We start from the raw sequence: 26,666 nt of genomic DNA, 5'->3' as shown, positions 1-26,666 counted from the left end.
GATGCGGCCGGTTGACCTTAGTGTGGCTAAATCGCAGCTGCGATCGCATTGTTTGCTTTATCCCTAAGTTATCTCAGCGAGGATTATTACTATGCGTGTTTGTGTTATTGGAACTGGTTATGTCGGCCTGGTGACTGGCGTCTGTCTGGCCCACGCTGGCCACGACGTCATCTGTGTCGACAATAATGAAGAAAAAGTTAAGTTGATGCAGTCTGGGCAATCCCCCATTTACGAGCCTTCCCTATCGGAGTTGATGCAGTCCTCAATGCAGGCCCAACGGCTTTCCTTTACCACCGACTTGGGCCAGGGAGTTAACCACGGTGACATCTTATTCATTGCCGTGGGGACGCCGGCTCTGCCCAATGGAGAAAGTGATACTCGCTATGTCGAGGCGGTTGCCCGAGGCATTGGCACTCACCTCAATGGGGGCTATAAGGTCATCGTCAATAAGTCGACGGTGCCCATTGGTTCCGGTGATTGGGTGCGGATGATCGTGCTAGATGGGGTATCTGAGCGTCAGAAGGAACTGGTGGGAGCTGGTGGGGCTCCAGTGGCTACCCATCCTGAGGTGACGGCTGACTTCGATGTAGTCAGTAACCCGGAGTTTCTACGGGAAGGGTCAGCTGTCTATGATACCTTTAACCCCGACCGCATTGTCTTGGGCAGCAACAATCGCCGCGCCATCGAGATGATGAAGGAGCTCTATGCGCCCATCGTCGAGCGCCAACTATCTGACGAGGCCAATTTGCCCCCGGTGCCTGTGCTGGTAACCGATTTGAGTTCGGCTGAGATGGTCAAGTATGCCTCCAATGCCTTTTTGGCCACTAAGATTAGCTTTATCAACGAGGTCGCCAATATTTGCGATCGCGTTGGCGCCGATGTCACCCAGGTGGCTCAGGGCATTGGCCTCGACTCCCGCATCGGCAACAAATTCCTGCAAGCGGGCATTGGCTGGGGCGGCTCCTGTTTCCCCAAAGATGTCTCAGCCCTGATCCATACCGCCGATGACTACGGCTACGAGGCGCAACTGCTGAAATCAACCGTCAACGTCAACGAGCGCCAGCGGCTAATTGCCCTAGAAAAACTGCAACAGGTCTTGAAGATCCTCAAGGGCAAGACCGTCGGCTTGCTGGGCCTTACCTTTAAGCCTGACACCGATGACATGCGCGATGCGCCTTCCCTGGTCCTGATTGAGCAACTCAACCGTCTGGGCGCCAAGGTTAAAGCCTACGATCCCATCGTTTCCCAGAGTGGCATGCGCCATGGCCTGTCAGGGGTGATTGTCGAGACCGACCCAGAGCGCCTAGCCGATGGCTGCGATGCCCTAGTTCTGGTCACCGACTGGAAGAAGTTCAAGTCCCTTGATTACGGCAAGATGGCAGAGTTGATGAATACGCCGATTCTAATCGACGGTCGTAATTTCCTCGATCAGGAGGTCTTGGCAACCGCCGGCTTCCGTTACATGGGCATTGGTCGCTAAGTTACTGCATCTCCCCCATCCAGCTGTCCTGGTAATCCGTGCCGTAGCCTACCCAAGGCTGCGGCATTAGCTTATTATCTGCGCTCAATGGGAGGCTGCATGAGCTGCCGATAATGGCGCCGTTGTAGGATTTCTAAGTGCCCCCCCACCTCTTGAATAAAGGCCCGTTGTCGGCGATAGAGTCCTTGAAACAGATTGGCAAAAAACAAGGTAATGATGGCGATCACTAAGCCTGTTGCCGTGGATACCAAGGCTTCACCAATGCCAGCTGTTACTCCTAAGGTGCGCTCACCAGCTGCCTCCCCCAATCGCAATGACGACAAGGCCCGAATCAAGCCCAGAATGGTGCCGAGTAGGCCCAGTAGCGGTGAAATACCAATCACCGTCTCAAACACTGTATGAAAGCGTTTCAGTAACGGCAGTTCCGCTTGGGCTGCACTTTCTAAGGCCAACCGAAACTCATCGGGGGTGGCTTCCGGTAATGCCAGAGCAGCCATAAAAATGCGGGCCACTGGCAGGTCAGCCCGTTGCTGCAGCTGAGCCAAGGCTACGGCGGGATTCTGTTGATAGGCAGCCAGAGCCTGCTGCACCAGTTGACGCTGCTGCCGCCGCAGGCGCAGCCAAAACCAACCACGCTCTAAAATCAGTACCGTCGTCACCAGAGAGAAACCGAGCAGGGGCCACATGACGATTCCACCAGCTGCCATCAACTCACCTATGGACATTGGCTTAGCACCCCTTAGAAACGACGGAGCAGGGCTCCTAGCATAAGGGTACGAGGTGATGGGGGAAAGGAAAACGGGGGATGGGGAGTGCGGAGAACGGAGGGCGGAGAGTAAAGAGCAAAGAGTAAAGAGTGACGAGTGACGAGTGACGAGTGACGAGTGGATGGGTGGATGGGACAGGGTAGGGGCGCGGTTGCCGCGCCCAATGGAGAAAACCGGCTACCGTGCCGATGCGACGCGATCTTGAATGACCAACCGACCATCCCGTCCGCGGGGTCCAGGGCGGTGATTCGACTACGCTCATCACAAGTAGTTCGACTGCGTTGCTCCTGCAGTTCGACTTCGCTCACTACGAGCGGAGCCGCTTTGCGAACACCACAAGCGGTTCGCCCTGGTCGTAGGAGTCCGAGGGGAGCGAAATCCCCTCGGGTGATCACCCCGAGCTACACGATTAAGCGTGGTCTTATCGAGCGCCACCGTCCCCGCTCAACCCGCCCTGCCGCAGGGTCCAGGGCAATAAGATAGCACATGCCTGCGCCGGTTAAAGACCTGCATCACAACCTTGCCGCAAGTCGCAAGTGGTAGCGAGAAGCATTGCCCTCAGGCCGGAAGAGTCATGCATGGCCAGGGGAAAATCCACGGGATGACGAAGTTTGAAATCTGAATTTTGAGTTGTCTACTATCCCTTCAGATCCGAGGAAAATGCTCAATCTGGGCGTAGCCGCTGAAGACCAACTGCTTACCTTTAGTCTCCAGACGATTGACTCGCAACAAGACCCCGTCCAGGTTGAAGCGGTCCAGGTCTACCATGTTGTCGAGGACCTTCACTAGGCCCTCGGTCAATACTTCAGATACCCCCTGCATATCCTCAGGGATGCCCTCGGGTTGAAACTCGGGATCGGCAAAGCGGATACGGCGACGCTTTTCTAAGGTTAAGGTAGTCATCACCTGAAGGGGGACATTTTGGATGTTGGGCAGATCGGTGTAGGCTGCGATCGCAATGCGCTGATTAGGATGAAGTTGCACCTTAACATTGCGGAAACTCACCGGTTCTCCCCCCGACAGCTGAGTCAGTTCCGGATGATCTACCTGCTGGAGCCGGGCTTTCACGAGATCAGCCTCAAAGGCCCGATTGATCGCATCCTCGGCCAGGATCACTTGGGCCACAGCCTGGGTTGGTTGCCGCAGACGCAACTTACCCCCGAACAAGGCTCCCACATCGATGGAAACCGCATCGGTTTCAAACATCATTTCCTGGGCTTCAAACTGCTGTCGGATCACTAAGCCGCGGCCATTCATCTTGAAGCTGTCTACGACCCCTTGTAGCAATTTGCTGGGAGGGGAACAGCGAATATCCACCTCGACCAACTCACTGCGACTGAACAGGTGACGGATGGACTGACTGGCAACGGAGTTCAACATCCGTTCCCCAAAATCAGCTCCCACAGCCGTTTGCGTTCCCATTAGACCGCCCAGCATGGATGCTCACCGCTAAAGTACTCCTCTTACTTGTAACAAAATATAAAGTAAATGGTCACCGGGGCTAGTCGATTCTTCGTGTAGCGGCAGTCCCACTGATTCCGAGTGATCAGTTGGGCAGACCCCAGAGATCGCATTCTATGGAGCCATTCGCTGAGACAGGAATGCCAGTCAACGCCCGATATCTCTTATTTCTAACCTACAGGGTAAGCAACGGTTTGATTGAGGTGCACAACCATTGAGCCTGGTCTAGACCTAAGCAGTTTGCTGCCGCCTCCCTGCCACCACTGCTCTAGAAGGGTGAGCCCATGACTCCCTGCACTCCATCTGTGCTGAAGGAGAATCGTCACACTAGCACTTGCGCCAAAGGTTGAAAGCCCTTGCCGCAGAGGTGCCATCTCCAACGGAAACTGCAAACATTGCCAAATCCTCTGCAGAAAACTGGGGATGAGCCGGAGATAAGATTCTACCTCAGCTGCCGCTTACCGCAGTCGTTCAAATTCCTAAGGTACTATGATTGGGAAAGCCTTGAGAGGGGTACTTCTTTAGTTGTCATCTATGGATTCCACCATTCGTCATCGTCAGCAAACCTTCGCCATTACAACCCCGCTTTACTATGTCAACGACTTGCCCCATATTGGCAGTGCTTATACCACCATTGCAGCTGATGTGATGGCGCGTTTCCAGCGCCTGTTGGGTAAAGAAGTGCTGATGATTACAGGAACTGATGAACATGGCCAAAAGATAGAGCGGACTGCTCAGGATCGGGGACTGTCGCCTCAAGCACATTGTGATGAAATTGCTAAAGGGTTTGAAGCCCTGTGGCAGCAACTCAATATTCACCATGACCGTTTTAGCCGCACCACAGCACCACGCCACGAGACCATAGTGCGGAGTTTCTTTGAGCGGGTCTGGCAGCAAGGAGATATCTATCTGGGACAGCAGCAAGGATGGTATTGCGTGTCCTGTGAAGAATTCAAAGAAGAGCGAGATCTGCTACCTGGTAAGCATTGTCCTGTCCACTCCAATAAGCTAGTCGAGTGGCGAGATGAGCAAAACTACTTTTTCCGGCTATCTCGCTACCAGGCCAAACTAGAAGAGCTCTACGACAATCAACCCGACTTTATCCAGCCCGAGAGTCGTCGCAATGAAGTGCTAAATTTTGTCCGACGAGGGCTACAAGATTTTTCCATTTCTCGCCTCAATCTAGACTGGGGATTCCCAGTCCCTACGGATCCCAAGCACACCCTTTATGTCTGGTTTGATGCTCTGCTGGGCTATGTTACGGCTCTGCTTGAGCCCGGGGCTGACCCTACGCTCGAAAATGCCTTAGCCCATTGGTGGCCCATTGATATTCATCTGATTGGCAAGGATATTCTGCGTTTCCACGCTGTTTACTGGCCAGCCATGCTGATGTCAGCAGGTCTACCGATGCCGGGACGAGTATTTGGCCACGGCTTCCTCACAAAAGATGGGCAAAAGATGGGCAAGAGTTTAGGGAATACCCTAGACCCGTTTGTCTTAGTCAGTACCTATGGAGCTGATGCCGTCCGCTACTACTTCTTAAAAGAAATTGAATTTGGCAAAGACGGGGATTTCAGTGAACCGCGCTTCATCAGCGTCCTCAATGCTGACCTGGCCAATGATTTGGGCAACTTGCTCAATCGCACTTTGAGAATGGCGGTACGCTACTGTGAAGGTAGGGTACCTGATATCGCAGGTGCTGACCTCAGTGCTGATCCCCTGCGGGCTAAGAGCCAGCAGTTATTCGAGTCGGTGCACTCGGCCTACAATGCCTTGAGCTTTAGTCAGGCCTGTGAGGCTATCTTAGGATTAGTAAGGGCGAGCAATAAATACCTGGATGACAGAGCCCCCTGGCTTCTATATAAGCAGGGTAAACAAGTCGAAACTGAACAAGTACTCTATGTCGTTTTAGAATCTGTCCGTCTAGCTGCTTATCTACTGTCGCCAGTGATCCCGGGGATCAGTGGCAAAATTTATGCCCAGCTAGGTTTGCTGGGTGATTTTAACCGACAGGATATTGGCCAGCTATTGCCCTGTGAAGAGCATGCTGGCTGGGGAGTTCTGCCGATGGGACAACCCCTTGGCATTCCGGAGCCAGTTTTTCAGCGCATCGAGCTCCCCGATGCATAGAGAACTATTCCTCCCAGCCTTGGTCTACCCCCACCAACTCTGGAGGTTTTTCGTTGATTATCAACCGATAAAAGCTGGGATACTATAAGACATGTTGAATCACGATCATGTGTTGAGTCAGGATACTATTTTTACTCCTGAACAGGTTTTAGAAAATCGAGGCCGAGTTGCTATCTTCATTGATGGTTCCAACTTATTTTACGCTGCGCTTCAACTGGGTATCGAAATTGATTACACCAAACTGCTGTGCAAGTTAACAGCTGGATCACGACTATTTCGCTCTTTTTTCTACACTGGTGTCGATCGCACCAACGAAAAGCAGCAAGGATTCCTATTGTGGATGCGACGCAATGGTTACCGGGTCATTGCCAAGGATCTTGTTCAATTGCCTGATGGTTCGAAAAAGGCCAACCTGGATGTGGAAATTGCCGTTGATATGATGGCCTTAGTCGGCTTCTACGATACGGCTGTGCTGGTGAGTGGAGATGGAGACCTTGCCTATGCCGTTGATGCGGCTAGTTATCGAGGTGCTCGCATTGAAGTCGTCAGCCTGCGATCGATGACCAGTGACAACTTGATCAACGTATCAGACCGCTATATCGATCTAGACACTATCAAGGATGATATTCGAAAGCTGCCTCGCCATGGTAGCCATCAGCATGCCTATAGCTACCGTCCCCTTTCCAGTATTAGCTCCCTGGAAGATGCCGAGAAACGCCATTAATCTTCTTGGCAATGGGGTTGTCAGAATCCGCTAGAATCGGCGCAGGCTATTGAGGGGTGAGCGCATGGGCAAGGGACGGCGACTGGCCATTGGGCTAGTTGGATTGGGTATCGCTTTGGCGACAGCGAGTGTTTGGCTGGTCTTGACCACCCGCCAAGATCGACAATTGCGTCAGAACGGGACTGAGTCGGAAGCCATTGATTCGGAGCTCTTTCTGCAGGATGTCACCCTGGAGCAATCTGATGAGAATGGCGATATTCTCTGGCGAGTGAAGGCAGATGAGGTCAACTACGGCCCCGATCGAAAAGTGGCCCAGGTGACGAATCCGGACGGAGAACTGTTTCAAGATGGCCGTGTCGTTTATCGGGTAACCGCGGAGCGAGGTGAGATTCGCGAGAACGGCAAAGTTATTTTCTTGCAGGAAAATATTGTGGCTCGGGGCATCGATAACAAAATGGTGCTGCGGGGGCAACAATTGGAATGGCATCCTGACAAAGATGAGATGATTTTACGGGATGGGATCACGGGAGATCATCCCCAAGTAGACGCCACTGCCCAAGAAGCCCGCATCTATAACCAAGCTCAACGAATAGAGTTGATCGGGAATGTGGTCGCCACTAGCGTGGTCGAGGATCCTCAGACGCAACCCTGGGTAAAGTTACAGACGGAGTGGCTGGAATGGTTGTGGGCCGAGGAGCGTCTGCGCACTGATCGACCTTTGACGGTTGAGCAGTTTGAGCAAGAAAAAGTCAGGGACACTGTCACGGGTCAGGAGGGGGAAATGGATCTGGCTCGTCGCATCGTCACCTTGCGGGATGATGTCAACCTGCAATTACTAGAGTTTCCGTTGCAGGCTCGCAGTGATGTGATGACCTGGCTGGTATCGGAGGAAGAAATTCGGATTAATCAGCCTCTACGCCTTTATCAACCGGAGGACAAGATCACAATTACGGCTCAACAGGGCGTCATGGATTTACGTCGCACCGTCGCTGTGCTGCAACAGCAGGTAGAGGCTGTTGGCCAAACCCGTGATGCTCGCTTAAAGGCTGATCGCATGACCTGGGATGGTACTGACCAGACTATTGTCGCTACCGGTAATGTCTTCTACCAGCAAGGAGATCCCGCTGTGACGCTGCGAGGCCCCCGTGCTGTCGGTCGCCTGGACAATGAAACCATTGTTGTGAATGGGGGGCGGGTGGTTACTGAAATCACCCCCAATTAGTCCGGCGAGCAGTTGTGTCTAGCATTGATCATTACTGCAGTATCGTCGCTAGACAAAGTACAAAAGCCTCTGTCCACTCCACGACGGCTCCGTAGGTGTCGCCGGTGTGACCCCCCAGCTGTCGGTGAAACCAGGCCCCAGTCAAAATTGCGATCGCATTTCCCCCCAGCGCTATTCCAACCGCCAGCAACCACTGCTGAGGGTAAAGGCCCCAAAACAGCAAACTCAGGCCCAATAAACTCAGTAACCCTGGCCATACATCCTGAGCTGGCCGGATCGCTGCCTTATGCAAGGCTCCCTTACCTTGCTCCCTGAGATAGGGATAACGAGCAATGGCCACCACCTGGCCCCAGCGTCCCCAGCCAGCTGCCGCCATCACAGCCAGCCACTGTCCCGTGGTTAGATCCACCAAGGCAGCCGTTTTCAGCCCCAACAGGATTATCGCCGCCATCACCCCAAAGGCTCCAGTGCGGCTATCAGCCATCACAGCCAATCGTCGCTGTGGATCCGGAACCGCCAAGCCATCAGCCGTATCCATGGCACCATCTAAATGGAGCCCCCCTGTTATCCCTAGCCAAGCTGCGACCAAGAGACCGCTACGGGTCAGGGTCGGCACCCCCAGACCAGCCAAGCCCCATTCCATAAGACTCACCAATCCCCCCAGGAAAAGGCCAACTCCAGGAGCCCAACGCGCAATCCCGGTAAACTCCAAACTCCAGTGCCCGGGTACTGGCAGACAAGTGTAAAAAGCCAGTGCCGCTATGCCCTTAGCCAGCCATCGCGGTAGCCGTCTCAGAGTTGAGGAGGAGGCATGATCTGAACGCGGTGAAAGCATAAGGGCAATCACTTACAACTAGCCAGCATCTTCCGTGTTTTAGCCGAGTGCAGCCCCCACCGGAGCCTGCCACAATCTAGGGAAGGGCCACAGATCAAAACCCTAAGCTTTCCCGGATCGATCCTGGTGAGATCGAGTATTGTGGGGATAGGTCTAATATGACAATACGGTCCCTTGGCTGAGTCATCCAGCCTGACGTTACCAAGTTTTGAAAGCTATGAATGAAAAGCGCATGGGCAATTTGAGCTTTCCAGCTCCCTGCTTGGTAGATACCGGGGTGGTCGTCAACAAAGCCGACATGATGCGGCTACTTAGAGATTTAGGCCAAGTACATTATCGCTACAGCCAAGATGGCCAATTCATACGCGAGGGCGAAGGCTATGTGTTAGACGTCTTCGCCGATGGTCAACAATCCACCCTCGTGGCTAATCGTACCCTTTACCTCAACGTCCATAGCTTCGACTATCTTGAGATGGGGGATTTAAACGATTCCCGAGCCTACTTCGACTTAGTACAGGACAACCGCTGTCTCCGGTTAATTCCGCTCTCTAACCCACTTCAAGACCAAACTCGAGAAAACTTCAACGCCGCTACCCTAGAAGCAATGCTAACGGAAGCTCTATCAGCCAGCTGGGATGCTTGCCTTGATGACGATGGCCAATATCCTGACTAATCTAGCCAAATAGACGGCTAAGACGCCGTCACATCACACCAAAAGATTTCAAAAGAATAACCAAACCTTACAAAAAGAATCTCTACAGGGACTCTGGCCCTCTCAATACACCTAATAGACAACGAGGCCAGATTGTAAAAGAACCGGATTCTAAAAACACTGGTAAATGCGATATCTTAGAGTCTCTATGGCTGCATATAGCTGCCTGTCGCCAGTTTTCCAGGTTTAGCCGTTGACATCTCCTTTTTCCTTCTGTTGTCAGGCTCAGTGCAGCCATACCAGAGCTCGGGCCGGGATCTTCACGACTCCTCACGGTCCCGTTAAAACTCCTCGATTCATGCCGGTAGGTACTTTGGCCAACATTAAGACAGTGACCCCAGCCCAGTTGAAAATGACCGGGGCAGAGATGGTGCTGGCCAACACCTACCATCTCCATTTACAGCCTGGCGAAGACATCGTAGCGGAGGCTGGTGGCCTGCATCGGTTTATGGCTTGGGATGGGCCAATCCTAACTGACTCTGGAGGCTTTCAGGTATTCAGCCTCAGTCAAATTCGCACCATTACAGAAACGGGAGTGACTTTTCAATCCCCTCGCGATGGTCGAATGATTCAATTAACCCCAGAAACCTCAATTCAGATTCAGAATCGTTTGGGGGCAGATGTGATCATGGCCTTCGATGAATGCCTTCCCTATCCGTCTGCCTACGAAGTAACGGCTGCTGCCACTCACCGCACCCATCGCTGGCTGCAGCGCTGTGTTGAGGCCAACCAGCGGCCTGACCAAGCTCTGTTTGGCATTGTGCAGGGAGGAATCTATCTAGACTTACGCCAACAGGCAGCGGCAGCCCTAAGCGAGTTTAATTTACCTGGATACGCTATTGGCGGTGTCAGTGTGGGGGAGCCCCCTGACCTTATTGCCAAGATCGTACAGGTGACAACCCCTCTGCTCCCGGCAGATAAGCCTCGTTACCTAATGGGGGTAGGCACCTATCGAGAAATGGCCCAAGCCATTGCCGCAGGCATTGACCTATTCGACTGCGTGATTCCCACCCGCTTAGCCCGCCATGGCAGCGCCCTTGTTGCCGGTGAACGCTGGAACCTAAAGAACGCCCGTTTTCGGCGAGACCATGCCGCTCTCGACGATGCCTGTCCTTGCTACACCTGCCGTTACTTTAGCCGAGCCTACCTCTGCCACCTTATCCATGCCCAGGAGTTACTGGCCTTCACCCTACTCTCTATCCACAACATCACGGAACTGGTGCGATTTACCCAGCGAATTCGAGAGTCGATTCTCGCCAATACCTTTGTGGCTGACTTTGCAGCCTGGCTGCGATCAGAGCCAACAGCCCAGTAACTGCCTACTAGGCAAGGGGCAACTCGACCAGTTGCTCAGTCTCTCTCGGTAGATGATCGAAATCGTGTTAAGATGTGCGAAAATTATGAAAATACTTGTGTTAGAGAGGTGGAGTTACCCATGGATGCAGTCCTGCTGTTAGCCAAACTGCCCGAGGCTTATTCTCTCTTTGATCCGCTGGTAGATGTTCTGCCAGTGATTCCAGTCTTCTTTCTCTTGCTCGCCTTTGTTTGGCAGGCCGCCGTGGGGTTCCGCTAACCCTACGAAACCCCAGACTTAATGCCTCTTTAAGCACCCGCATGGGTGCTTTTTTTGCCAGGTTCTGAGCTGACTGGCGAACCCTACCTATAACCTTGTCTATATGGGAGATGGCATCGCCTCAAAGAATAGCCGCACAGGATTTTGGCAGAAGTCGGCATCTCAGCAGTCATTATCCGCCCTGACTACAGTACCTTGTGGGTATGTTCATGCTGTTTGACGTTGTCTGCTGGTGTGACGATATGCTCCTGGTTTAAGATGCGCTTTTTCTCGGTCGAATAATTGATATCGCTACGAGAGTTGCCTAACGGGATAAACTCCTTAGCAACCTCTCGGTGCTTGTAGGTACGAGCAGCCGCAATACAGCGTTCAACGAAATTGCTCCCCAGCTGGGCATCTGACTCTGCAAAGCTTGGTAAGGAAAGGGGCTCTTCCTGAACAACACTACCCAGCTCAACTGCATGGAGACTCTTGTAAGAGGTCGGCACTCCCTTGAAAACTGCCTCTAGATAAGCGGAGGGGACGGGCTCAACTACTGTGATGGCTTCGATGCCATCGTCTCCCCGCAGGAAGCACGTAGCCAAACCTAAGACAAGATAATCATTTGCTGCGAGATCAGGGGCATTGGGTAGCACAGCAGTGGTCATAGGGCGTGTAAATGATGAGCTGCAAAGGTTGAACCAGCCATAGCTATCTTCCAACCACCAGGATTCTACCTCACTCCTCCAAGGCCCCTAGGGCTGCGGCTGAGATCTGTCACAATCTAGGAAAAAGTACACAACTAGGACTAAGAAATTTAAAGCTTTGCTCCAGGAAGCAAACGACGCCATCGGGATTAGAGGCGATGCCTCCGGGAGACTACGGAAAAATCCTGAGACCTATCTTCACAGATGCCATCTGACTGGCTAAATCTCCGTCTTTTTTCGGTTTAGCGTCCCCTGATTCCATGGGAATATCTAGGTAATTACGCTCAATCGCTGCCCCTATCGCTTCATATCGATTCGGACAACTGAATAAGTGGTCTAAGTGCATCCCAGCTTAGCTTGATCAGCTGGAATACTATGAGCATCTCCCGATGGATGGAGTAACGTCTATGAAACGTCGCAATGCTTGGCCATCTTGTCCATTACATGGGCAATCAGCCGCAACTATCTCTCAGCGTCGGTCTTCTTCGCTGATTTCGCCGATGGGGCTGACTATAGCGGGAACTGATGACCACTTAGACGGGCTGAGTCAGAGGGCGTTAAAGGCGGTTCGGCATCGGCTCTACAGTCGAGCATTAACTCTGCTAACCTGTGTTATTCATCGGGACCCTGACAATGGCCGGCACTATAGCAATCGAGGGTTGGTGTATTTCTGGCAGGGACAACTGGCTCGAGCCTTGGCTGATTATAGCCAGGCAATTCGACTAAATCCCCGCCTAGATCAGGCCTATAACAATCGGGGAAACTGTTATGCAGCTCGGCGCCAATGGCATCAGGCCCTCGCAGATTACGATCAAGCAGTGAATCTCAATCCCTACAATGTACGAGCCCGGATTAACTATGGCATTACCCTACGGGATATGCAGGACTATGATGCTGCCCTTCTCTGTTTTGATGAAGCACTCATGTTTCATCAATTTCCCGGGCATATCTATGCCGAGCGAGGCCGCACCTATCACTTACGAGGCGATTGGAACAGTGCCATAGCAGATTATCGTCGGGCCTTGGCAATATTCTCTACAGAGACAGCCCCCCAAAGCGCCAAATTTTCTAGATTTCTGGCTCAGCGGGTACGCCAGTGGCTACAGGAACTCTTAGAGAGTACCTGAAAAATTGGTCTGAGGCCGAGAAAACGCCGTAATAGGGGCTTTAGGTCATCAGAATCTCAAGTTTCCTGCTGCATTCAAGCGATCTAGGCTACCGAGGGCGACCTACTATTACTCGATTGATATTTTCTGAGGACCGCTGCCATTGTGGTCACTGGACTTATCCGAGGCTGATGATGGTGTACCTGAGCTCCCTGTCTGTTGAGCTAGCCAACTTTTAACTGGTTCTTCGTTGAGATTTAAGCGTAGCAGCCCTGATGCGACGCCACCTAGGAAGGCGACTGGCTGGCGAGTCAGCTCTTTTACTAGGGGCGTTAACTCATCTAAAAACATGGCCTTACCCTCTTCGCTGAATTTTGCGTTTATTGTCATGCCGGCTACGACACGATGAGCCAATTCATTAGAATCACTGGATTACTTGTCGATCCTAACGTGAATGCTCTGTCAACGGTTCCAATTAGCGCTGAGATTACCCACCACTATTTGGCTCCTCGAGGATGAAGAGAGCGATTGATAGCGTAGATAGCATACTCACTGCCCATAAGGCCTGCAATTGGCAGTAATGCTAGCCGGAGGTCCCCCCTTTTGTAGTTAAGGCGTAGCCGATTTTCTCAAGATGGCTTCTCTTCCGGCAGCATACACTTGTCGGAGTCACAGCCTGCGGGTCCGGCTTCAAAGAGGTCACCAGCATCATAGCGGGCTAGGGCCTGGTAAAAATCGTCGGTGGCACGGCGAGCCAGGACATCTGCCACTAGCCGATCGTAAGCTACTTTGCCGATGGGCTCAAAGGGAAGCCGGGGGAAGGTTTGCAGGTTGTCAAAACGGGCCAGCAGGGCCGCTGAAATATAGCCTTCATCTTGGTTGATGGCTGCGTGGATCCGCTGACTGAGGGGCTCGATTTCGGGCTCCCGCAGTTCGATGGTGGCTGAAGTGTTGTGAGTAGTGTAGTGCTTTTGCACTTGCATGTAGAAGTCAAACTGAGCCAAGGCCGAAAACTGCTCAATGGCAATTTCATCGGCTCCTGGCAGATCCGCCCAGGAAACTGCCACGGGTAGCTCCACTAACCATTCTGTACAGCGGGGATCGAAGGGATCATTGAGTAAGTTGCCCTGCTCATCCTTGTCAGATTGGGAGGGCACCACGGCGTAGCCGTAGTCAATACAAGCCATGGCCACGGGATCATTTTTGCGGAAGGTAATGCGGCGGATAAACCGTTGGGCTTTGGGGGGATGCCAGCCGGGGCTGGCGCCTGTGAGCAAGGATTTGGTACCGGCAGGTTGCACCGTGGTACACCGGTTCGGTCGCGTCAGTCCATGGCGATCGCAATAGTCCCAGACGGTCTGGTGGACGATATCTTTCCAGCGGCGTAGGTAACTGGCTTCTTGCTCTTTGAAGTCCAGGCCCTGGATGGTGTCGGGGCGGCCCGCCTGCCACCAGCGCAGCCAATCGATCCCGAAGGCATGGACGAAGAAGTCAAACAGCCCGGTGAAGGAAACCCCAACGATGGGATCCTCCAGGCGAGACTTCTGGTAGCGGGGCTCGACAAATTGATGATTGAGCAGGGCGGCTACCGCTAACGCGCCAGCTGTGAAGGCCTCTTCCTGCTCGTTGGCATTCTCGGGATCGAGCTGGTTCAGGTGAATTTCAGCCAGGTTGCATTGCCCCGTTAGGGTGCCGCCGAATACACCCTTATGGAGCTCCGGCTCATTGAAGCAGAAGGTATCGTGATGACTCGCCAACGGTTCAACGGAGCGAATCACCTGCCATTTCCCCTTAGTTTTCGGGGCATGACCGTTGGTAGTATCCACTCGTTGACAGGGGATTGCTTGACAATCAGTGATTTGCAGATACCAAAGATCGTGCAGGCGTTGCCCTAAGTTAGTCTGCTCCCCCGCCTTCGCCATTAAATTAATCGAGGAGCGAATCCCGCACTTCAACAAGAGTAAATACACTCGGTAGGCGCGATCGTAGTCAGATAGATAGAGTCGCACGCCACCAGTGCCAGTGGCGGAGCCATCGGCATCAATCAGGCCGGCAACAAAGTGCAGAATCGCGTCACGGTTCCACTGAGCTATGGCCTCTAGGGCTGAGGGATCATACTTCAGTTGGCGCACCTGGGCCGGATCAAAATCATGATGAGAACCAGCGTAGAGCAAGCAAGGGGTTTCTGGATTCTCTGCATAGTAGCGCACTTTCCCGGAAGTGCGCCCGGCTAAAGCAAGGCTACGATAGCTTTTTTCGCCATAGAGTCGCAGTTGCAATTGGGGCCGACTGTTGGACTGACAGAGAGAACCATCTCCCACTAGTTGCCCCAGGGTGTAAGCCCAGACAGGATCTACGAACTGTCCCTCTTGATAGTCGATGGTAAATGGCTCGGTATGGAGAGCATATTTCCCGTGAGCCAGGGACTCTCGGAGTTCTGCAGTGGTCATTTCGGTGTAGGTTTTGCCGAAACGATCTTTGACAAAGAAGCGATGCTGGTCGGTGACATCTAGCCAGGTGCCATCACCAAAGGACACCCGGTAGAGTTGGCGATCACGTCCGGTCTGGAGGGGTTGCACTCGGCTCCAACGTCGACCGTTCCAGATTTCCACAGATTGGCCTACAAGGGAACCGATGGGATGCAGTCCGTCTCGCGTAATCAGTAGGGTATCCCCAGAGACGCAGTGAAAATCCTGGCCAACGATTTCGCCACAGGGATTCAGACCATAACGTCCTTCCCCCTGGGCCCGGCGTTCGGCTTCCCCGGCCCACTGGATCGCCCCTTCCCCGGAATAAAATTGCTTGCGCACGGCATTGGTGCATTCTTCCAGGGTGGGCTTGCGGTGGAACACCCGGGTGTGATTAGCCATACGCAACACATCTCGTTCCGGGTCAATGCGCCAGTTGCCGTTGGCGTCTTGCTGCCAGAGGTTATCTTTGGCGGTGGCAGCCAGTTCGTCGTCGCTGGCAAATTGACGCATGCCGGCGCTGTTGTGGGTTAGGTAGCCATCACAGTAGAAGCAATGGGCCTCTTCCACCTCGATATCGTAGGTTGGCACAACATCATAACTGCCTAATCCCTTCACCGTAATGGGAATGTCTAGGTCAACCTCAGCTTTAGTGATATATCGCTCGTAGTTAGCATCTACGGTGCGATTACCCTGAAAGCCCATTTCCCTCATTTGGCTGTAGGTATAGGTCTGCCACATCATAGCCCCTGGCAGCGTAAACCCATACATCTTGAGCCCCTGACGCAGTGCTCCTTTGACCGAGTGGGGGGCAATTAGATCGTTATAACGGCCTTTTAAGGCGGGTAGGGTCAGGTTATACTTCACCTGCCAGGTGGGTTCATGGGGGCGGACTAATGTTAAGCGTCCAGCAATGCCTAGACTGGACAATAGCGCACCAACCTGCCGAGCAAATTTCGGATATACGGTCGTCAACAAATGGGGCGGACGGTTGTTAGCGGCACCATCGCTATCCATCAAACCGGCGAGATAGGCTGCCCGAATATCGACCATACCCTGCAAGATAAATGGCGGCACCTCTAGGGACTGACGGGGTTGCTTCACATAGCGATGGAAGTACTCGGCTAAGCGAATCGACGAGCAGATGGATTTGGCGGTGTTCTCCCCGTCAACGGTGCCATGGGATGCCCTGAGGCCGAAGTGAGCCAGGGCCGCATCTAGCTTCTGGCGCAGCCTCTCTACCTGCGGAGGCACGTTCCCATTCATGGCCCATTCCACCTGACCATAGGGCTTACCGTACTGGTTGCGGCCTAAGGCTACGTACCCATCCCCGTGAGTATAGCCAATCAGCCAGGCTACTTCCGGAGTCAATAGTGGAATGGTGAGGGACTTAGCATTGCGGCTTTGATCGGGACGTTGCTCGGTAAAGTCTTGAGGTAACTGTGTCAGGGTGCCGGGAAGTACATTGGTGGTATGGAGCAGGCGATTGCCAGGGGCAAGGTCACTCAAGCGTTTCCAGTCGACGGCGCCGTCTGCACTGGCCAGGACGGCCTGGCGGTGATTGAGAGTGGCCCGAGGCAAGGTGGCGTTGGTCTCAATTTCGTAGACTTCCTGGAGGCCCTGGTAGAAGGTATTGACGACTCGGCGAAAGCCTAACGGTGTTTGGACTAAATCGCCGACTTGGATTGCCTGAATGGGAACTAAGCCTTGAGCCGTATGCACGAGGGCATCTTCTGGTAGACAGCGCCGAATATTACCGGCGACGACGCAGGCGGCGGCTTCGTCGATTAGAAGACAGCATTCGACGGAGTTGAGCTGTCGCCCTCGGGCTTGATTGAGGATCTTGGCGCAGCGCTCGTAGAGTTTGGGCAGGCGAATGGGGTTGGCGACGCCGCCGAAGCCCTTGAGCTTTTCGCCGGCGGGGCGCACATCGCTGAGATCGACGGTGATGTAGACATCTCCCGTGAAGCGAGGATCGCTGGAGAGTTCTAACAAGGTTTGGTAGGAGAGCACCCAACCCTGACGGCTATCGCCGACGTGAATGGTGACCTGGTTGCCGTCGATGGCAATGTCGGTGCTGTCGCGTCGCTGCTCCGGTGGGGTGGTGCCGATGGTGTCGGGGGCGGTGACCTGCAAGCGGTTGCGGATGGCTGGTAACTGATTGATGTATTTAGACTCTAGGACGGCCCCGGTGCCACAACCCATCATGGCCAAGTCCATCATCAGGCCGAAGGCGCGCCAATCGACGACGTTGGTGCTAGTGCAGTTGTAGGCGCCGGAGAAATTCTCGGGTTGTTTGCTCCAGGCAGTGCCTCCAACCCAGAGCCAACGCCCTGAGGGTAGGGCTTTGAGAGTCTGCTGCATCCGCTGCAGCAGCTCGCGCTCGGCAACAGTGAACTGCCCTAGTTCCATGAGGCCGGCTAAGGTGCGATCGCATACCTGTTCCCAGGTTTCCCGTTGCCCTGGACCATTGGCATCACGACGGCTGTAGGTGCGATAGAACACGGGCAATGCCGTGGGGGCATTGTCGGGAAAGGGACCACTTTGCCGGATGCGAGGGCGTTCTTGAACCATGAAGATAGCCTTATTGCCGATGGACAGGGGAAACTCTGCTTGCTTGCATATTTGCAATTTGCAATGAAGGACTATGATACCTGATATTGGATACCTGGGATCACCAATATATAGCGCCACTTATCTTTAGATATGAAGATGTAGCACTATCACTAGAGTCAGGTTCGAGCACTCCGAAAATTGCCTATACCCCAGCCCAACTAATGGGGACACGAGGATATACCGCGTCCCCACAGGAAAATTAGGAAAATTAGGGTTGTAGGGGTTAGCAGGCCTATCGCAGGGTGACGAATTCTTCGGCGGAGGTGGGATGAATAGCCACGGTAGCATCGAAGTCGGCCTTGGTGGCGCCCATTTTCACCGCAATAGCCACTCCCTGGATGATTTCGGCGGCGTCGTCCCCTACCATATGGGCTCCTAAAACCTTGTCCGTAGAGGTTTGCACCACCAGCTTCATCAGTGTTTTCACTGGCATATCCGGCAGGGTATAGACCATGGGCCGAAAGCGAGTGCGGTAGACGGTGATGTCATCGGCACCATACTGGGCGATGGCTTCGGCTTCAGTGAGCCCAACGGTGCCCAGTTCGGGGGTGGTGAAGACGGCGGAGGGCACGTTGGTGTAGTTCATGGTGCCGGGCTTACCACCAAAATAAGCGTCGGCAAAAATGCGGCCTTCCTTGATGGCGACTGGGGTGAGGTTAATCCGATCGGTACAGTCACCAATGGCAAAAATATTATCGGCGGCGGTGCAGCTATGGGCATCGGTTGCGATCGCACCCTGGTTGACCTTAACAGCAGTATTTTCCAGTCCTAGATTCTCTAAATTAGGACGTCGTCCTGTAGCGGCTAGATTCACTGCATCGGCCAAAACATGCTCTTCTCCTGCCTGGGTGCGGACGCAGACATCGACCCCAGCTTCGGTCTTGGTAATGCTCAGAATCTTGCTCTCAGTCAGGAGCCGCACACCCTGCTGAATCAAATCTCCCTGAACTTGCTCCCGCAACTCATCATCAAAGCCCCGCAAAATCTTATCGGCCCGAATCACCTGCGTTACCTGAGAGCCCAACCGATGGAAGACACTGGCAAACTCACAACCAATATAACCACCCCCTAGCACCACTAGATGCTGCGGTTGCTGGGGCAAATGGAAAACATCGTCAGAGGTAATGGCATGGTCTATACCCGGAATATCTGGCTTAATCGGCTGCCCCCCAACCGCCACCAAAATCTTATCGGCCGTGACCTTCTGTTCGCCAACCATGAGGGTATGGTCATCCACAAAGCGAGCATAGGCCCGGAAAAGCTGGACGCCAGCCTTGTCTAACATGCGTTGGTAAATGCCATTGAGGCGGGTGACTTCGTCATTGACCACCTTAATCAAGGTAGACCAATCTAAGGTACTATCGACTGCACTCCAGCCATAGCCAGTGGCTGCCTCAAACGATTCCGGAAACCGAGAGGCATAGACCATCAACTTCTTGGGAACGCAGCCGCGATTGACGCAAGTCCCCCCCAAACGTCCCGCTTCGGCAATTCCTACTGTCGCACCGTACTCCGTAGCTCGGCGAGCGGCGGCAATGCCCCCTGAACCGCCACCAATCACGAATAGATCAAAATCGTAGGCCATACCGTCCCCTGCGCTTAGTGCTGCCTATTTATCTTCAGTCTAGCGGGGAAATTAGGGACGCCCCTGCCCCCGCTAGACGTCTGCTGCCCGTAGCCATGCCGAGTCCAACTCGGGATTCTAAGGCTCTCCCAGTGATGCCCATAGCTGGACCCAGGCAAGGCTCAACGTCTCCGCCAGCTCAGCCTATGGCTGTAGAACCGAATGTCCTGTCAAAGGCAGATTCTAACTACACTACTTAGCGCCTTTCAGGTAAGCCAGCATGGTGTCGGCATCAGATACTTCGTAGGGATCGGTGGGGCAATTATCGCCATAGTGGGGCTCAACGAAGATTTTCTCGATTTGACCGTCATTGACCACCATGGAGTAGCGCCAAGAGCGCATACCAAAGCCCAGGTTGGACTTTTCAACCAACATGCCCATCTTCCGGGTGAACTCGCCGTTGCCATCGGGCAGCAGGAAGACCTTCTGAACTCCTTGCTGCTTGCCCCACTGATACATCACGAAGGCATCATTGACCGAAACACAGATGATCTCATCAATGCCCTGAGCCTTGATTTCATCGTAAAGCTCTTCATAGCGGGGCAAGTGGTTAGAGGAGCAAGTTGGCGTAAAAGCCCCAGGCAGAGAAAAGACGACGACACGCTTACCGCTAAAGATATCGCCTGTGGTCCTATCTTCCCAGCGGAAAGGGTTGTCTCCCCCGACAGATTCGTCGCGAACTCGGGTCTTAAAGACAACGTCGGGCACACGTTCAATGACAGCCATAGATGATGACCTCCTACATCTGGTACGCAGGGCAAATAACCCTTAATCTAGAATAGTTCTTAGATGGCAGTTCTTCAAGTCTCAGAATTGAATTCTGTTTTGAGTCGCTTTCTCTTTTGAATTATTAAAATTCTACCGCTAGAGATTGAAGACAACGGTAAGATCGTGAGAACGTAGAGTATTCAACGTACAAGGTCCTATGGGCAGCCAGGCAACCGATACCATTGGCCAAACATTGCGGCAGCAAGGGCTGCGGGTGACTCCCCAGCGCTATGCCGTCTATGCCAACCTGCTGCAGCGTTCTGACCACCCTACGGTGGAGCAGATCCTGACCGATCTCAATCGGGACTTGCCGATCTCATCCCAGGCTACGGTCTACAGCTCTCTACAGGCCCTACGACAAGTGGGTCTGGTGCGAGAAGTACTCTTAGAGGAAGGGATATCTCGCTACGACGCCAACGTAGACCCCCATCATCATTTCCGTTGCCGTCAGTGTGGTTGCATCAAGGATATTGCTTGGGACGCTCTGCCTGCCCTCGACTTGAGCCAGGTGCCTACAGATCTGAGTCTCGAGAGTTACGAGATCACCATCCATGGACTTTGTCAGGTCTGTCAGGATTAGGTAGTGGTCTGAGATAATCTCACCTAACTACCCGAGAGACCCACTACCGTCATTCCCGCGGCGGCGGGAATCCAGGGAACAAACCTCGGCTTTGGCTCAGAATACTCTGCCTGGATTCCGGGTCGCGCTGCGCTTGCCCGGAATGACGGGATTCGGTTTCGCGGTAAGTCTGCTACCTCGAGAGACGGTAGTGGTCTGAGATAATCTCACCTAACTACCGGCTGATTTACCCAAGGGAAATATCGAGAAACATCATGACCACAAATCCAAGCATGACGCCTAGGGTACCGCTCTGACCTAGGCTTTTCTCGTCTATTTCAGGAATGATTTCATCCACGATCACAAACAACATGGCTCCGGCAGCCAAGGCCATGCCCCAGGGCAGCAGAGATTGAGCTAGGCTGACCACGCTAACTCCCAAGAGACCGCCGATGGGCTCCACCAATCCGGTCAGCGTAGACACACCGAGAGCATAGCGGGAGCTGTAGTGCAAATTCCGTAAGGCAATGGCCACCACAAGCCCCTCGGGAATGTTCTGCAAACCAATGCCAAGGGCCAAGGCGAAGGCGCTGGCGGTCTCCCCGCCGCCAAAGCCCACCCCAACCGCTAGGCCTTCCGGAAAGTTGTGCAGAGTAATGGCGATCACAAATAGCCAGATGCGCGTCAGGTTTTGGGCCGCAGGGCCTTCCTGGCCTTTGAAGATATGTTCGTGGGGAAAGTGGTTATGGGCTTGCCACAGGAGCCCACTACCTAATAACACACCCAACACGATAATCAGAGCTGCCATGGGGGTTGAATGGCCCTGGGCGATGGCGGCCTCAGTCCCGGGCACGAGCAAGGAGAAAGAGGTGGCGGCTAGCATAATCCCGCCGCCTAGCCCCAGTAGGACTCCTTGAATCTTGTTGGGAATGTCGATAGGAAGCAATACTGGCAATGCTCCGACGGCTGTGCCTAATCCAGCTAACAGACTGGCTAGAGATCCTAGAACGATAATGCTCATGGTTGAACGACGGTGCCCAATTTTTCTGCCCCAGACCACTTTCTAGAATACGCATTTCTAGAATACGCAGGTTTTAGAGCGATGGAGCAGAGTAATGCCCTCCTGATAACCGACTGAGTCTACGACTGCTCAAGTCATTATTGAATTCCCTCGGCTAGGAACCCTTAAGGTTTAAGATCCAGGGAGAATCCGCTAGCATCAATTCAATCGTGTCGTTGTTGACCGGCCAGCTACTATGAATCCTGCCCTGACTCAATTCGGCGATCAGATGTCCCACCTGACCGGGGTGCGGGCCATCATGAAGGACATCATTGAGACCCTACGGGGGGGCAAGGATCGAGACTTTATTAATCTCAGTGCTGGCAATCCGGTGATTCTGCCTGAGGTAGAAAACCTGTGGCGAGACTGCACCGCCGATTTGATGGCGAGCTCAGAATATGGCGAGGTGGTCTGTCGCTATGGCTCTAGCCAGGGCTATGAGCCGTTTATCGAAGCGGTACTGGCTGATTTCAACCAACGCTATGGACTCTCTCTGACCGATCGCAACATTTTGATTACGCCGGGTAGTCAGGCTCTCTATTTCTTTGCAGCCAATGCCCTGGGAGGTTACACCACTGAGGGTAATCTCAGGGAAATCGTATTGCCCTTGAGCCCTGATTACACCGGTTACGGCGGTGTCTCTCTGGTGCCTGAGGCGCTGCGGGCCTATCGTCCAGCCATCGAAATTGGTAAGGAGCCTCATCGCTTCAAGTATCGCCCTGACTTCCAGCAGTTAGAAATCAATCAGAACACTGGGTTGGTCTTGTTTTCGCGGCCCTGTAATCCGACGGGCAATGTGCTTACCGATGAGGAGGTGCGGCGGATTGCGGAGCTGGCTGCTCCCCATAATGTGCCTGTGTTGGTGGATTCGGCCTATGCGCCGCCCTTTCCAGCCCTCAATTTCACCGAGATGACGCCGATGTTTGGCTCCAACATCATCCACTGCATTAGTCTCTCTAAGGCGGGTCTGCCGGGAGAGCGCCTTGGCGTTGCCTTAGGAGATGCCGGGGTGATCCAGGTACTGCAGTCTTTTCAGACTAATCTCTGCATCCATTCCTCTCGCTATGGTCAGGCTATTGCCACTCGTGCGATCGCATCGGGAGCCCTAGCCGACATTTCCGAAACGGTGATTCGGCCTCACTACGGCAATAAATTCACGATACTGGAGGAGACCCTAGATGCCGCCATGCCTGAGGTGCCTTGGTTCCTGCATCGGGGGGAAGGGTCCATATTTGCCTGGCTCTGGTTCCAGGACCTGCCCATCAGCGATTGGGAACTGTATCAGGCGTTGAAAGCCCATGGGGTGATTGTGGTTCCAGGCAGTCCCTTCTTCCCAGGGTTAAGAGACGATTGGGAGCATACTCATCAGTGCATTCGCATGAGCTTGACGGCCAGCAACGACGAAATTGTTACCGGGCTGAGGCACCTGGCCAAGGTGGTCCAGGCAGTCTATCAATCGGCCCCCGCCCACCATCAGCCTGCTGCTGTGCACTAGGTTAACTGGCATCGACGTGGCCCGGCAGTGTTGCTAGCCGCCGTCGATCGCCAACCACCACGATAGGTAATAAGCATGTGGCTTGAAGTCGGCAAAATTGTAGCACCCCACGGCCTGCAGGGAGAGGTGCGGGTATATCCCAATAGTGATTTTCCCGAGCGCTTCACCCAGCCCGGGCGACGCTGGGTGCGCCATGCCGGTCAGGATCCGCCTCAGCCCGTCGATCTGCGACAGGGACGCTTTCTCAACAGCAAGGGGCTGTATGTTGTCCGTCTGGCTCAGGTGACAACTCGGCAACAGGCCGAAGCCTTGCGCCACTGCCAGTTGCTGGTACCGGAGACCGAGCGCTTGCCCCTAGAACCTGGGGAGTTCCATGTGGCGGATTTGATTGGGTTAGAAGTTCGGTTGCTCCCGGCTAAGACCCCCATTGGTCGGGTTGTGGATGTGTTCTCAGCCGGTAATGACCTGCTGGCAGTGACACTGGATCAATCGAGCCAACCCTCGGCTGCTGAGAAACCGCCATCACCGGTGCTCATTCCCTTCGTCGAGGCGATCGTGCCCATGGTGAATTTAGAGCAGGGATGGGTCGAGATTGATCCTCCGGCTGGGCTGCTGGGCAGTTGAGGTCATCGGTGCCAGTCGGTGACGCCACCCGGCTTATCGATTAGGGTGATGCCTTGGGCTTGTAGTTGGTCGCGGATGCGATCGGCGGTGGCAAAGTCTTTGTTTTGGCGGGCTGCCTGTCGTTGCTGCAGCAGGGCAGCGATGGCCTGATCCGATAGCTCCTGGGCGGTGGCCTCACTCGCATCAGGCTGGGCTTCTAGTCCCAGCACTTGGGCTAGTACCACCAGGGTCTGCCAGCGTTGCCGTAGCTGACCGGTGTCTTCGTCGGGCTGTCCCGTATGGGTGATGACGTTGCCGGCTCGCCGTAGATCCTTGGCTAGTTCAAAGAGAATGGCGATGGCGGCGGGGGTATTGATGTCATCGTCCATGCCCGCCTGAAATTGCTGTACTGCAGGACTGTCTGGATCGATGTGCATGGCAGCGGGGTTGCCAAAGTCAGGGTCGGGCCAATCGGACCAGCCCAGGCGCTCACCGTGGTGATGGCCAAACAATAGGCCCTGTTTTAGAGTGGCCCAGCTGTTACTGGCCGATGCGATCGCATCGGCGGTAAAATCCAGGGGCTTGCGATACTGAGCTTGCAGCACAAACAACCGCAGCGCCATGGGATCAGGGCTATTGGGAGCATCCAGCAGCTGGCGAATCGTGGTGAAGTTGCCCAAGGACTTCGACATCTTCTCGCCGCCGACATTCACCATGCCATTGTGCAGCCAATAGCGAGCCAACGGCTTGCCGGTAGCCGCCTCCGACTGGGCGATCTCATTTTCGTGGTGGGGAAAGATCAAATCCGAGCCGCCCACGTGAATATCGATGGTGTCTCCCATGCGATCGCGCACCATGGCCGAGCACTCAATATGCCAACCCGGCCGCCCCGGCCCCCAAGGAGAGTGCCAAAAGGGTTCTCCCTCCTTGGCTTGCTTCCACAGGGCAAAATCGAAGGGATCTTGCTTCTGTGGTCCCCCCTCAGTCGCTGCTACCCGGCCGCTGGCCCCCACCTGCATATCCTCTAACTTACGACCCGACAACTTGCCATAGTTCGGAAACTTCCGTACCGAGTAGTACACATCGCCATCAGCAGCATAGGCATAGCCCTTCTGCTCCAGTTCCCGAATGAGCCGCTGGATGCCATCCAGGGTTTGGGTAGCGTAGGTATAGTCATCGGCCTCTAAAATATTGAGCCGGGCCATGTCTTCGAAATAGGCGCGGGTAAATCGCTCCGCTACCGTTTGCATGGATGAATGCTCTGTTTTGGCCCGGTTCAGAATTTTATCGTCGATATCAGTGAAATTCTGCACATAATGCACCCGATATCCCCGCCACATCAAGTAGCGCCGCACCGTATCCCAGACGATGTAGGAGCGGGCATGGCCCAAATGGCAGTAGTCATACACCGTCACGCCACAGCAATACATGGTCACGCGCCCGGCTTGCAACGGCTGAAAGACTTCCTTTTGACGGCTGAGACTGTTGTACAAACGTAAAGACATTAGTTGATCAGGAGTAGGGAAACTGCCAGGCTAGCCTTAGACACGGTTTAGTATAGAAAGTATTCTACGGTGCTAGGGCTCGTCTTGAGGTCGGCACCCTGCCCCGACATTAATGACATTCCCTCGAATTCCCTATGACATCAGTTGCCACCCCTGCTTCCCCCAGTTCCATGGACGATATCAAGCGTGGGCTACCGGTGACGATTATCACTGGTTTCCTGGGCAGCGGCAAAACCACCCTACTGAACCACATCCTCAGCAATCAAGAGGGAGTGAAGACCGCCGTCCTGGTAAACGAATTTGGAGAGATCGGCATTGACAACGACTTGCTGATCAGCACCGACGATACTGACGACACCATGGTGGAGCTGAGCAATGGTTGCATCTGCTGCACCATCAATAACGATTTAATGGACGCCGTCTATAAGGTGTTAGAACGGCAAGATCAGATTGACTACCTCGTGGTTGAGACCACTGGCTTGGCCGATCCCCTCCCCATTGCCCTTACCTTCCTGGGTACGGAACTGCGGGATCTGACCCGGCTAGATTCCATCGTCACTGTAGTGGATGCTGAAAATTACAGCCTGGATCTGTTCAATAGCCAAGCTGCCTACAACCAGATTGCCTACGGCGACATCATCTTGCTCAATAAGGTCGATCTTGTCGACGAAGCCGACCTGGATCTCCTAGAGGTGAAACTGCGTGAGGTTAAGGAAGGGACGCGGATTCTGCGCACCACCCGCTCTCAAGTGCCCTTACCGTTAATTCTTAGTGTGGGCCTGTTTGAGTCCGATAAGTACTTTGCAGCCGAGCAGGCCCATGATCATGAGCACCACCACCATGGGCACGAGCATGAGCACGAGCATGAGCATGGTCACGATCACCATGACCATAGTCACTGCGACCACGATCATGACCACGAACACCATCATCACGGCTCAGATCATCTCGCCATCGATGGCTTTGCCTCCTTGTCCTTTGCCAGTGACAAACCCTTTGCCATTCGCAAGTTTCAGTATTTTCTAGACAACCAATTACCCGAGACCGTCTTTCGGGCTAAAGGCATTCTCTGGTTTGATGAAAGCCCCAAACGGCACATCTTTCATCTCAGTGGCAAGCGATTTTCTCTAGATGACGATGAGTGGACAGGGGCGCCTAAGAATCAAATCGTGCTGATTGGCCAGAACTTAGATACGGAAACCCTGCGCCAGCAACTGGAACACTGTGTTTGCTTACCATCATCCAACCGCGGTCAAGGCTTCGGTAAATAGT

Annotated in this window: 22 protein-coding genes; 12 read left to right on the top strand and 10 right to left on the bottom strand. The window is 53.8% G+C overall.

Annotated elements, in window-relative coordinates; genetic code table 11:
* Positions 1 to 91: 91 nt before the first annotated feature.
* Entirely contained in the window at positions 92 to 1,480 is a 1,389-nt protein-coding gene (locus tag XM38_RS00280; protein WP_080805704.1) for a UDP-glucose dehydrogenase family protein, read from the top strand.
* Between the two features lie 74 nt (positions 1,481 to 1,554).
* On the opposite strand, the gene XM38_RS00275 is transcribed toward XM38_RS00280, so the two are convergent.
* Complete coding sequence (locus XM38_RS00275; protein ID WP_088428775.1) at positions 1,555 to 2,205, bottom strand: MotA/TolQ/ExbB proton channel family protein; 651 nt, start codon at positions 2,203 to 2,205, stop codon at positions 1,555 to 1,557.
* Between the two features lie 687 nt (positions 2,206 to 2,892).
* The gene (locus tag XM38_RS00270; protein WP_256995495.1) at positions 2,893 to 3,669 is read right to left on the bottom strand and encodes an LmeA family phospholipid-binding protein; all 777 of its coding nucleotides are present in this window, start codon (positions 3,667 to 3,669) and stop codon (positions 2,893 to 2,895) included.
* 573 nt (positions 3,670 to 4,242) lie between these two features.
* Here XM38_RS00270 and metG point away from each other — a divergent pair.
* From metG to lptC, 3 genes are all read left to right on the top strand, one after another.
* Positions 4,243 to 5,838 carry a methionine--tRNA ligase gene (gene metG / locus XM38_RS00265; protein ID WP_088428773.1) on the top strand — a complete coding sequence of 532 codons (1,596 nt, stop codon included), beginning with the start codon at positions 4,243 to 4,245 and terminating at the stop codon, positions 5,836 to 5,838.
* A gap of 91 nt (positions 5,839 to 5,929) precedes the next feature.
* Positions 5,930 to 6,562: a LabA-like NYN domain-containing protein gene (locus XM38_RS00260; protein ID WP_080805697.1), complete on the top strand. Its 633-nt coding sequence runs from the start codon at positions 5,930 to 5,932 to the stop codon at positions 6,560 to 6,562.
* Between the two features lie 64 nt (positions 6,563 to 6,626).
* Positions 6,627 to 7,784, top strand: coding sequence for an LPS export ABC transporter periplasmic protein LptC (gene lptC / locus XM38_RS00255; protein ID WP_080805695.1), 1,158 nt, complete (start codon positions 6,627 to 6,629; stop codon positions 7,782 to 7,784).
* Between the two features lie 31 nt (positions 7,785 to 7,815).
* On the opposite strand, the gene cobS is transcribed toward lptC, so the two are convergent.
* Positions 7,816 to 8,619, bottom strand: a complete 804-nt coding sequence (gene cobS, locus XM38_RS00250; protein ID WP_080805693.1) for an adenosylcobinamide-GDP ribazoletransferase — start codon at positions 8,617 to 8,619, stop codon at positions 7,816 to 7,818.
* 217 nt (positions 8,620 to 8,836) lie between these two features.
* Here cobS and XM38_RS00245 point away from each other — a divergent pair, with 217 nt between their 5' ends.
* The 3 genes from XM38_RS00245 to XM38_RS00235 all read left to right on the top strand — a co-directional run bounded on the left by XM38_RS00245 (position 8,837) and on the right by XM38_RS00235 (position 10,904).
* A complete protein-coding gene (locus XM38_RS00245; protein WP_080805692.1) occupies positions 8,837 to 9,292 on the top strand; it encodes a hypothetical protein in 456 nt (151 codons plus the stop codon).
* A gap of 232 nt (positions 9,293 to 9,524) precedes the next feature.
* Positions 9,525 to 10,646 carry a tRNA guanosine(34) transglycosylase Tgt gene (tgt, locus tag XM38_RS00240; RefSeq protein WP_080805690.1) on the top strand — a complete coding sequence of 374 codons (1,122 nt, stop codon included), beginning with the start codon at positions 9,525 to 9,527 and terminating at the stop codon, positions 10,644 to 10,646.
* 120 nt (positions 10,647 to 10,766) lie between these two features.
* A complete protein-coding gene (locus tag XM38_RS00235) occupies positions 10,767 to 10,904 on the top strand; it encodes a photosystem II reaction center protein K (protein WP_080805688.1) in 138 nt (45 codons plus the stop codon).
* A 185-nt stretch (positions 10,905 to 11,089) separates the two neighbouring features.
* On the opposite strand, the gene XM38_RS00230 is transcribed toward XM38_RS00235, so the two are convergent.
* Positions 11,090 to 11,551 carry a hypothetical protein gene (locus tag XM38_RS00230; RefSeq protein ID WP_080805686.1) on the bottom strand — a complete coding sequence of 154 codons (462 nt, stop codon included), beginning with the start codon at positions 11,549 to 11,551 and terminating at the stop codon, positions 11,090 to 11,092.
* Between the two features lie 446 nt (positions 11,552 to 11,997).
* On the opposite strand from XM38_RS00230, the gene XM38_RS00225 reads away from it, so the two are divergent.
* Entirely contained in the window at positions 11,998 to 12,717 is a 720-nt protein-coding gene (locus tag XM38_RS00225) for a tetratricopeptide repeat protein (protein ID WP_187329216.1), read from the top strand.
* 108 nt (positions 12,718 to 12,825) lie between these two features.
* Here XM38_RS00225 and XM38_RS00220 read toward each other — a convergent pair whose 3' ends face one another.
* The 4 genes from XM38_RS00220 to XM38_RS00205 form a co-directional block, all read right to left on the bottom strand.
* On the bottom strand, positions 12,826 to 13,047 hold the full coding sequence (locus XM38_RS00220; RefSeq protein ID WP_080805770.1) for a hypothetical protein: 222 nt from the start codon (positions 13,045 to 13,047) through the stop codon (positions 12,826 to 12,828).
* 278 nt (positions 13,048 to 13,325) lie between these two features.
* Entirely contained in the window at positions 13,326 to 17,738 is a 4,413-nt protein-coding gene (nrdJ, locus tag XM38_RS00215) for a ribonucleoside-triphosphate reductase, adenosylcobalamin-dependent (protein WP_088431461.1), read from the bottom strand.
* A gap of 274 nt (positions 17,739 to 18,012) precedes the next feature.
* Positions 18,013 to 19,365 carry a glutathione-disulfide reductase gene (gene gorA, locus XM38_RS00210; protein WP_088428771.1) on the bottom strand — a complete coding sequence of 451 codons (1,353 nt, stop codon included), beginning with the start codon at positions 19,363 to 19,365 and terminating at the stop codon, positions 18,013 to 18,015.
* Positions 19,366 to 19,596: 231 nt separating this feature from the next.
* A complete protein-coding gene (locus tag XM38_RS00205; RefSeq protein ID WP_088428769.1) occupies positions 19,597 to 20,130 on the bottom strand; it encodes a peroxiredoxin in 534 nt (177 codons plus the stop codon).
* A 199-nt stretch (positions 20,131 to 20,329) separates the two neighbouring features.
* On the opposite strand from XM38_RS00205, the gene XM38_RS00200 reads away from it, so the two are divergent.
* Complete coding sequence (locus XM38_RS00200; protein ID WP_080805682.1) at positions 20,330 to 20,752, top strand: Fur family transcriptional regulator; 423 nt, start codon at positions 20,330 to 20,332, stop codon at positions 20,750 to 20,752.
* Between the two features lie 226 nt (positions 20,753 to 20,978).
* Here XM38_RS00200 and XM38_RS00195 read toward each other — a convergent pair whose 3' ends face one another.
* Positions 20,979 to 21,752, bottom strand: coding sequence for a ZIP family metal transporter (locus tag XM38_RS00195; RefSeq protein WP_080805680.1), 774 nt, complete (start codon positions 21,750 to 21,752; stop codon positions 20,979 to 20,981).
* Positions 21,753 to 21,987: 235 nt separating this feature from the next.
* On the opposite strand from XM38_RS00195, the gene XM38_RS00190 reads away from it, so the two are divergent.
* Both XM38_RS00190 and rimM read left to right on the top strand, forming a co-directional pair.
* Positions 21,988 to 23,286: a valine--pyruvate transaminase gene (locus XM38_RS00190; protein WP_080805678.1), complete on the top strand. Its 1,299-nt coding sequence runs from the start codon at positions 21,988 to 21,990 to the stop codon at positions 23,284 to 23,286.
* Between the two features lie 75 nt (positions 23,287 to 23,361).
* On the top strand, positions 23,362 to 23,910 hold the full coding sequence (gene rimM / locus XM38_RS00185; RefSeq protein WP_080805676.1) for a ribosome maturation factor RimM: 549 nt from the start codon (positions 23,362 to 23,364) through the stop codon (positions 23,908 to 23,910).
* A 2-nt stretch (positions 23,911 to 23,912) separates the two neighbouring features.
* On the opposite strand, the gene cysS is transcribed toward rimM, so the two are convergent.
* On the bottom strand, positions 23,913 to 25,394 hold the full coding sequence (gene cysS / locus XM38_RS00180; protein ID WP_080805674.1) for a cysteine--tRNA ligase: 1,482 nt from the start codon (positions 25,392 to 25,394) through the stop codon (positions 23,913 to 23,915).
* A gap of 134 nt (positions 25,395 to 25,528) precedes the next feature.
* On the opposite strand from cysS, the gene XM38_RS00175 reads away from it, so the two are divergent.
* The gene (locus tag XM38_RS00175) at positions 25,529 to 26,665 is read left to right on the top strand and encodes a CobW family GTP-binding protein (RefSeq protein WP_202978802.1); all 1,137 of its coding nucleotides are present in this window, start codon (positions 25,529 to 25,531) and stop codon (positions 26,663 to 26,665) included.
* Position 26,666: the final 1 nt, after the last annotated feature.

Source organism: Halomicronema hongdechloris C2206 (genome assembly GCF_002075285.3).
GTDB classification, from domain to species: domain Bacteria; phylum Cyanobacteriota; class Cyanobacteriia; order Phormidesmidales; family Phormidesmidaceae; genus Halomicronema_B; species Halomicronema_B hongdechloris.
This window is presented reverse-complemented; position numbering and strand designations above follow the sequence as displayed.

Excerpts from the sequence above, each read along its gene's own strand:
- XM38_RS00280 (WP_080805704.1), top strand. The coding sequence starts at position 92 with ATGCGTGTTTGTGTTATTGGAACTGGTTATGTCGGCCTGGTGACTGGC.
- XM38_RS00275 (WP_088428775.1), bottom strand. The coding sequence starts at position 2,205 with ATGTCCATAGGTGAGTTGATGGCAGCTGGTGGAATCGTCATGTGGCCC.
- XM38_RS00270 (WP_256995495.1), bottom strand. The coding sequence starts at position 3,669 with ATGGGAACGCAAACGGCTGTGGGAGCTGATTTTGGGGAACGGATGTTG.
- metG (WP_088428773.1), top strand. The coding sequence starts at position 4,243 with ATGGATTCCACCATTCGTCATCGTCAGCAAACCTTCGCCATTACAACC.
- XM38_RS00260 (WP_080805697.1), top strand. The coding sequence starts at position 5,930 with ATGTTGAATCACGATCATGTGTTGAGTCAGGATACTATTTTTACTCCT.
- lptC (WP_080805695.1), top strand. The coding sequence starts at position 6,627 with ATGGGCAAGGGACGGCGACTGGCCATTGGGCTAGTTGGATTGGGTATC.
- cobS (WP_080805693.1), bottom strand. The coding sequence starts at position 8,619 with ATGCTTTCACCGCGTTCAGATCATGCCTCCTCCTCAACTCTGAGACGG.
- XM38_RS00245 (WP_080805692.1), top strand. The coding sequence starts at position 8,837 with ATGAATGAAAAGCGCATGGGCAATTTGAGCTTTCCAGCTCCCTGCTTG.
- XM38_RS00235 (WP_080805688.1), top strand. The coding sequence starts at position 10,767 with ATGGATGCAGTCCTGCTGTTAGCCAAACTGCCCGAGGCTTATTCTCTC.
- XM38_RS00230 (WP_080805686.1), bottom strand. The coding sequence starts at position 11,551 with ATGACCACTGCTGTGCTACCCAATGCCCCTGATCTCGCAGCAAATGAT.
- XM38_RS00225 (WP_187329216.1), top strand. The coding sequence starts at position 11,998 with ATGAAACGTCGCAATGCTTGGCCATCTTGTCCATTACATGGGCAATCA.
- XM38_RS00220 (WP_080805770.1), bottom strand. The coding sequence starts at position 13,047 with ATGTTTTTAGATGAGTTAACGCCCCTAGTAAAAGAGCTGACTCGCCAG.
- nrdJ (WP_088431461.1), bottom strand. The coding sequence starts at position 17,738 with ATGGTTCAAGAACGCCCTCGCATCCGGCAAAGTGGTCCCTTTCCCGAC.
- gorA (WP_088428771.1), bottom strand. The coding sequence starts at position 19,365 with ATGGCCTACGATTTTGATCTATTCGTGATTGGTGGCGGTTCAGGGGGC.
- XM38_RS00205 (WP_088428769.1), bottom strand. The coding sequence starts at position 20,130 with ATGGCTGTCATTGAACGTGTGCCCGACGTTGTCTTTAAGACCCGAGTT.
- XM38_RS00200 (WP_080805682.1), top strand. The coding sequence starts at position 20,330 with ATGGGCAGCCAGGCAACCGATACCATTGGCCAAACATTGCGGCAGCAA.
- XM38_RS00195 (WP_080805680.1), bottom strand. The coding sequence starts at position 21,752 with ATGAGCATTATCGTTCTAGGATCTCTAGCCAGTCTGTTAGCTGGATTA.
- XM38_RS00190 (WP_080805678.1), top strand. The coding sequence starts at position 21,988 with ATGAATCCTGCCCTGACTCAATTCGGCGATCAGATGTCCCACCTGACC.
- rimM (WP_080805676.1), top strand. The coding sequence starts at position 23,362 with ATGTGGCTTGAAGTCGGCAAAATTGTAGCACCCCACGGCCTGCAGGGA.
- cysS (WP_080805674.1), bottom strand. The coding sequence starts at position 25,394 with ATGTCTTTACGTTTGTACAACAGTCTCAGCCGTCAAAAGGAAGTCTTT.
- XM38_RS00175 (WP_202978802.1), top strand. The coding sequence starts at position 25,529 with ATGACATCAGTTGCCACCCCTGCTTCCCCCAGTTCCATGGACGATATC.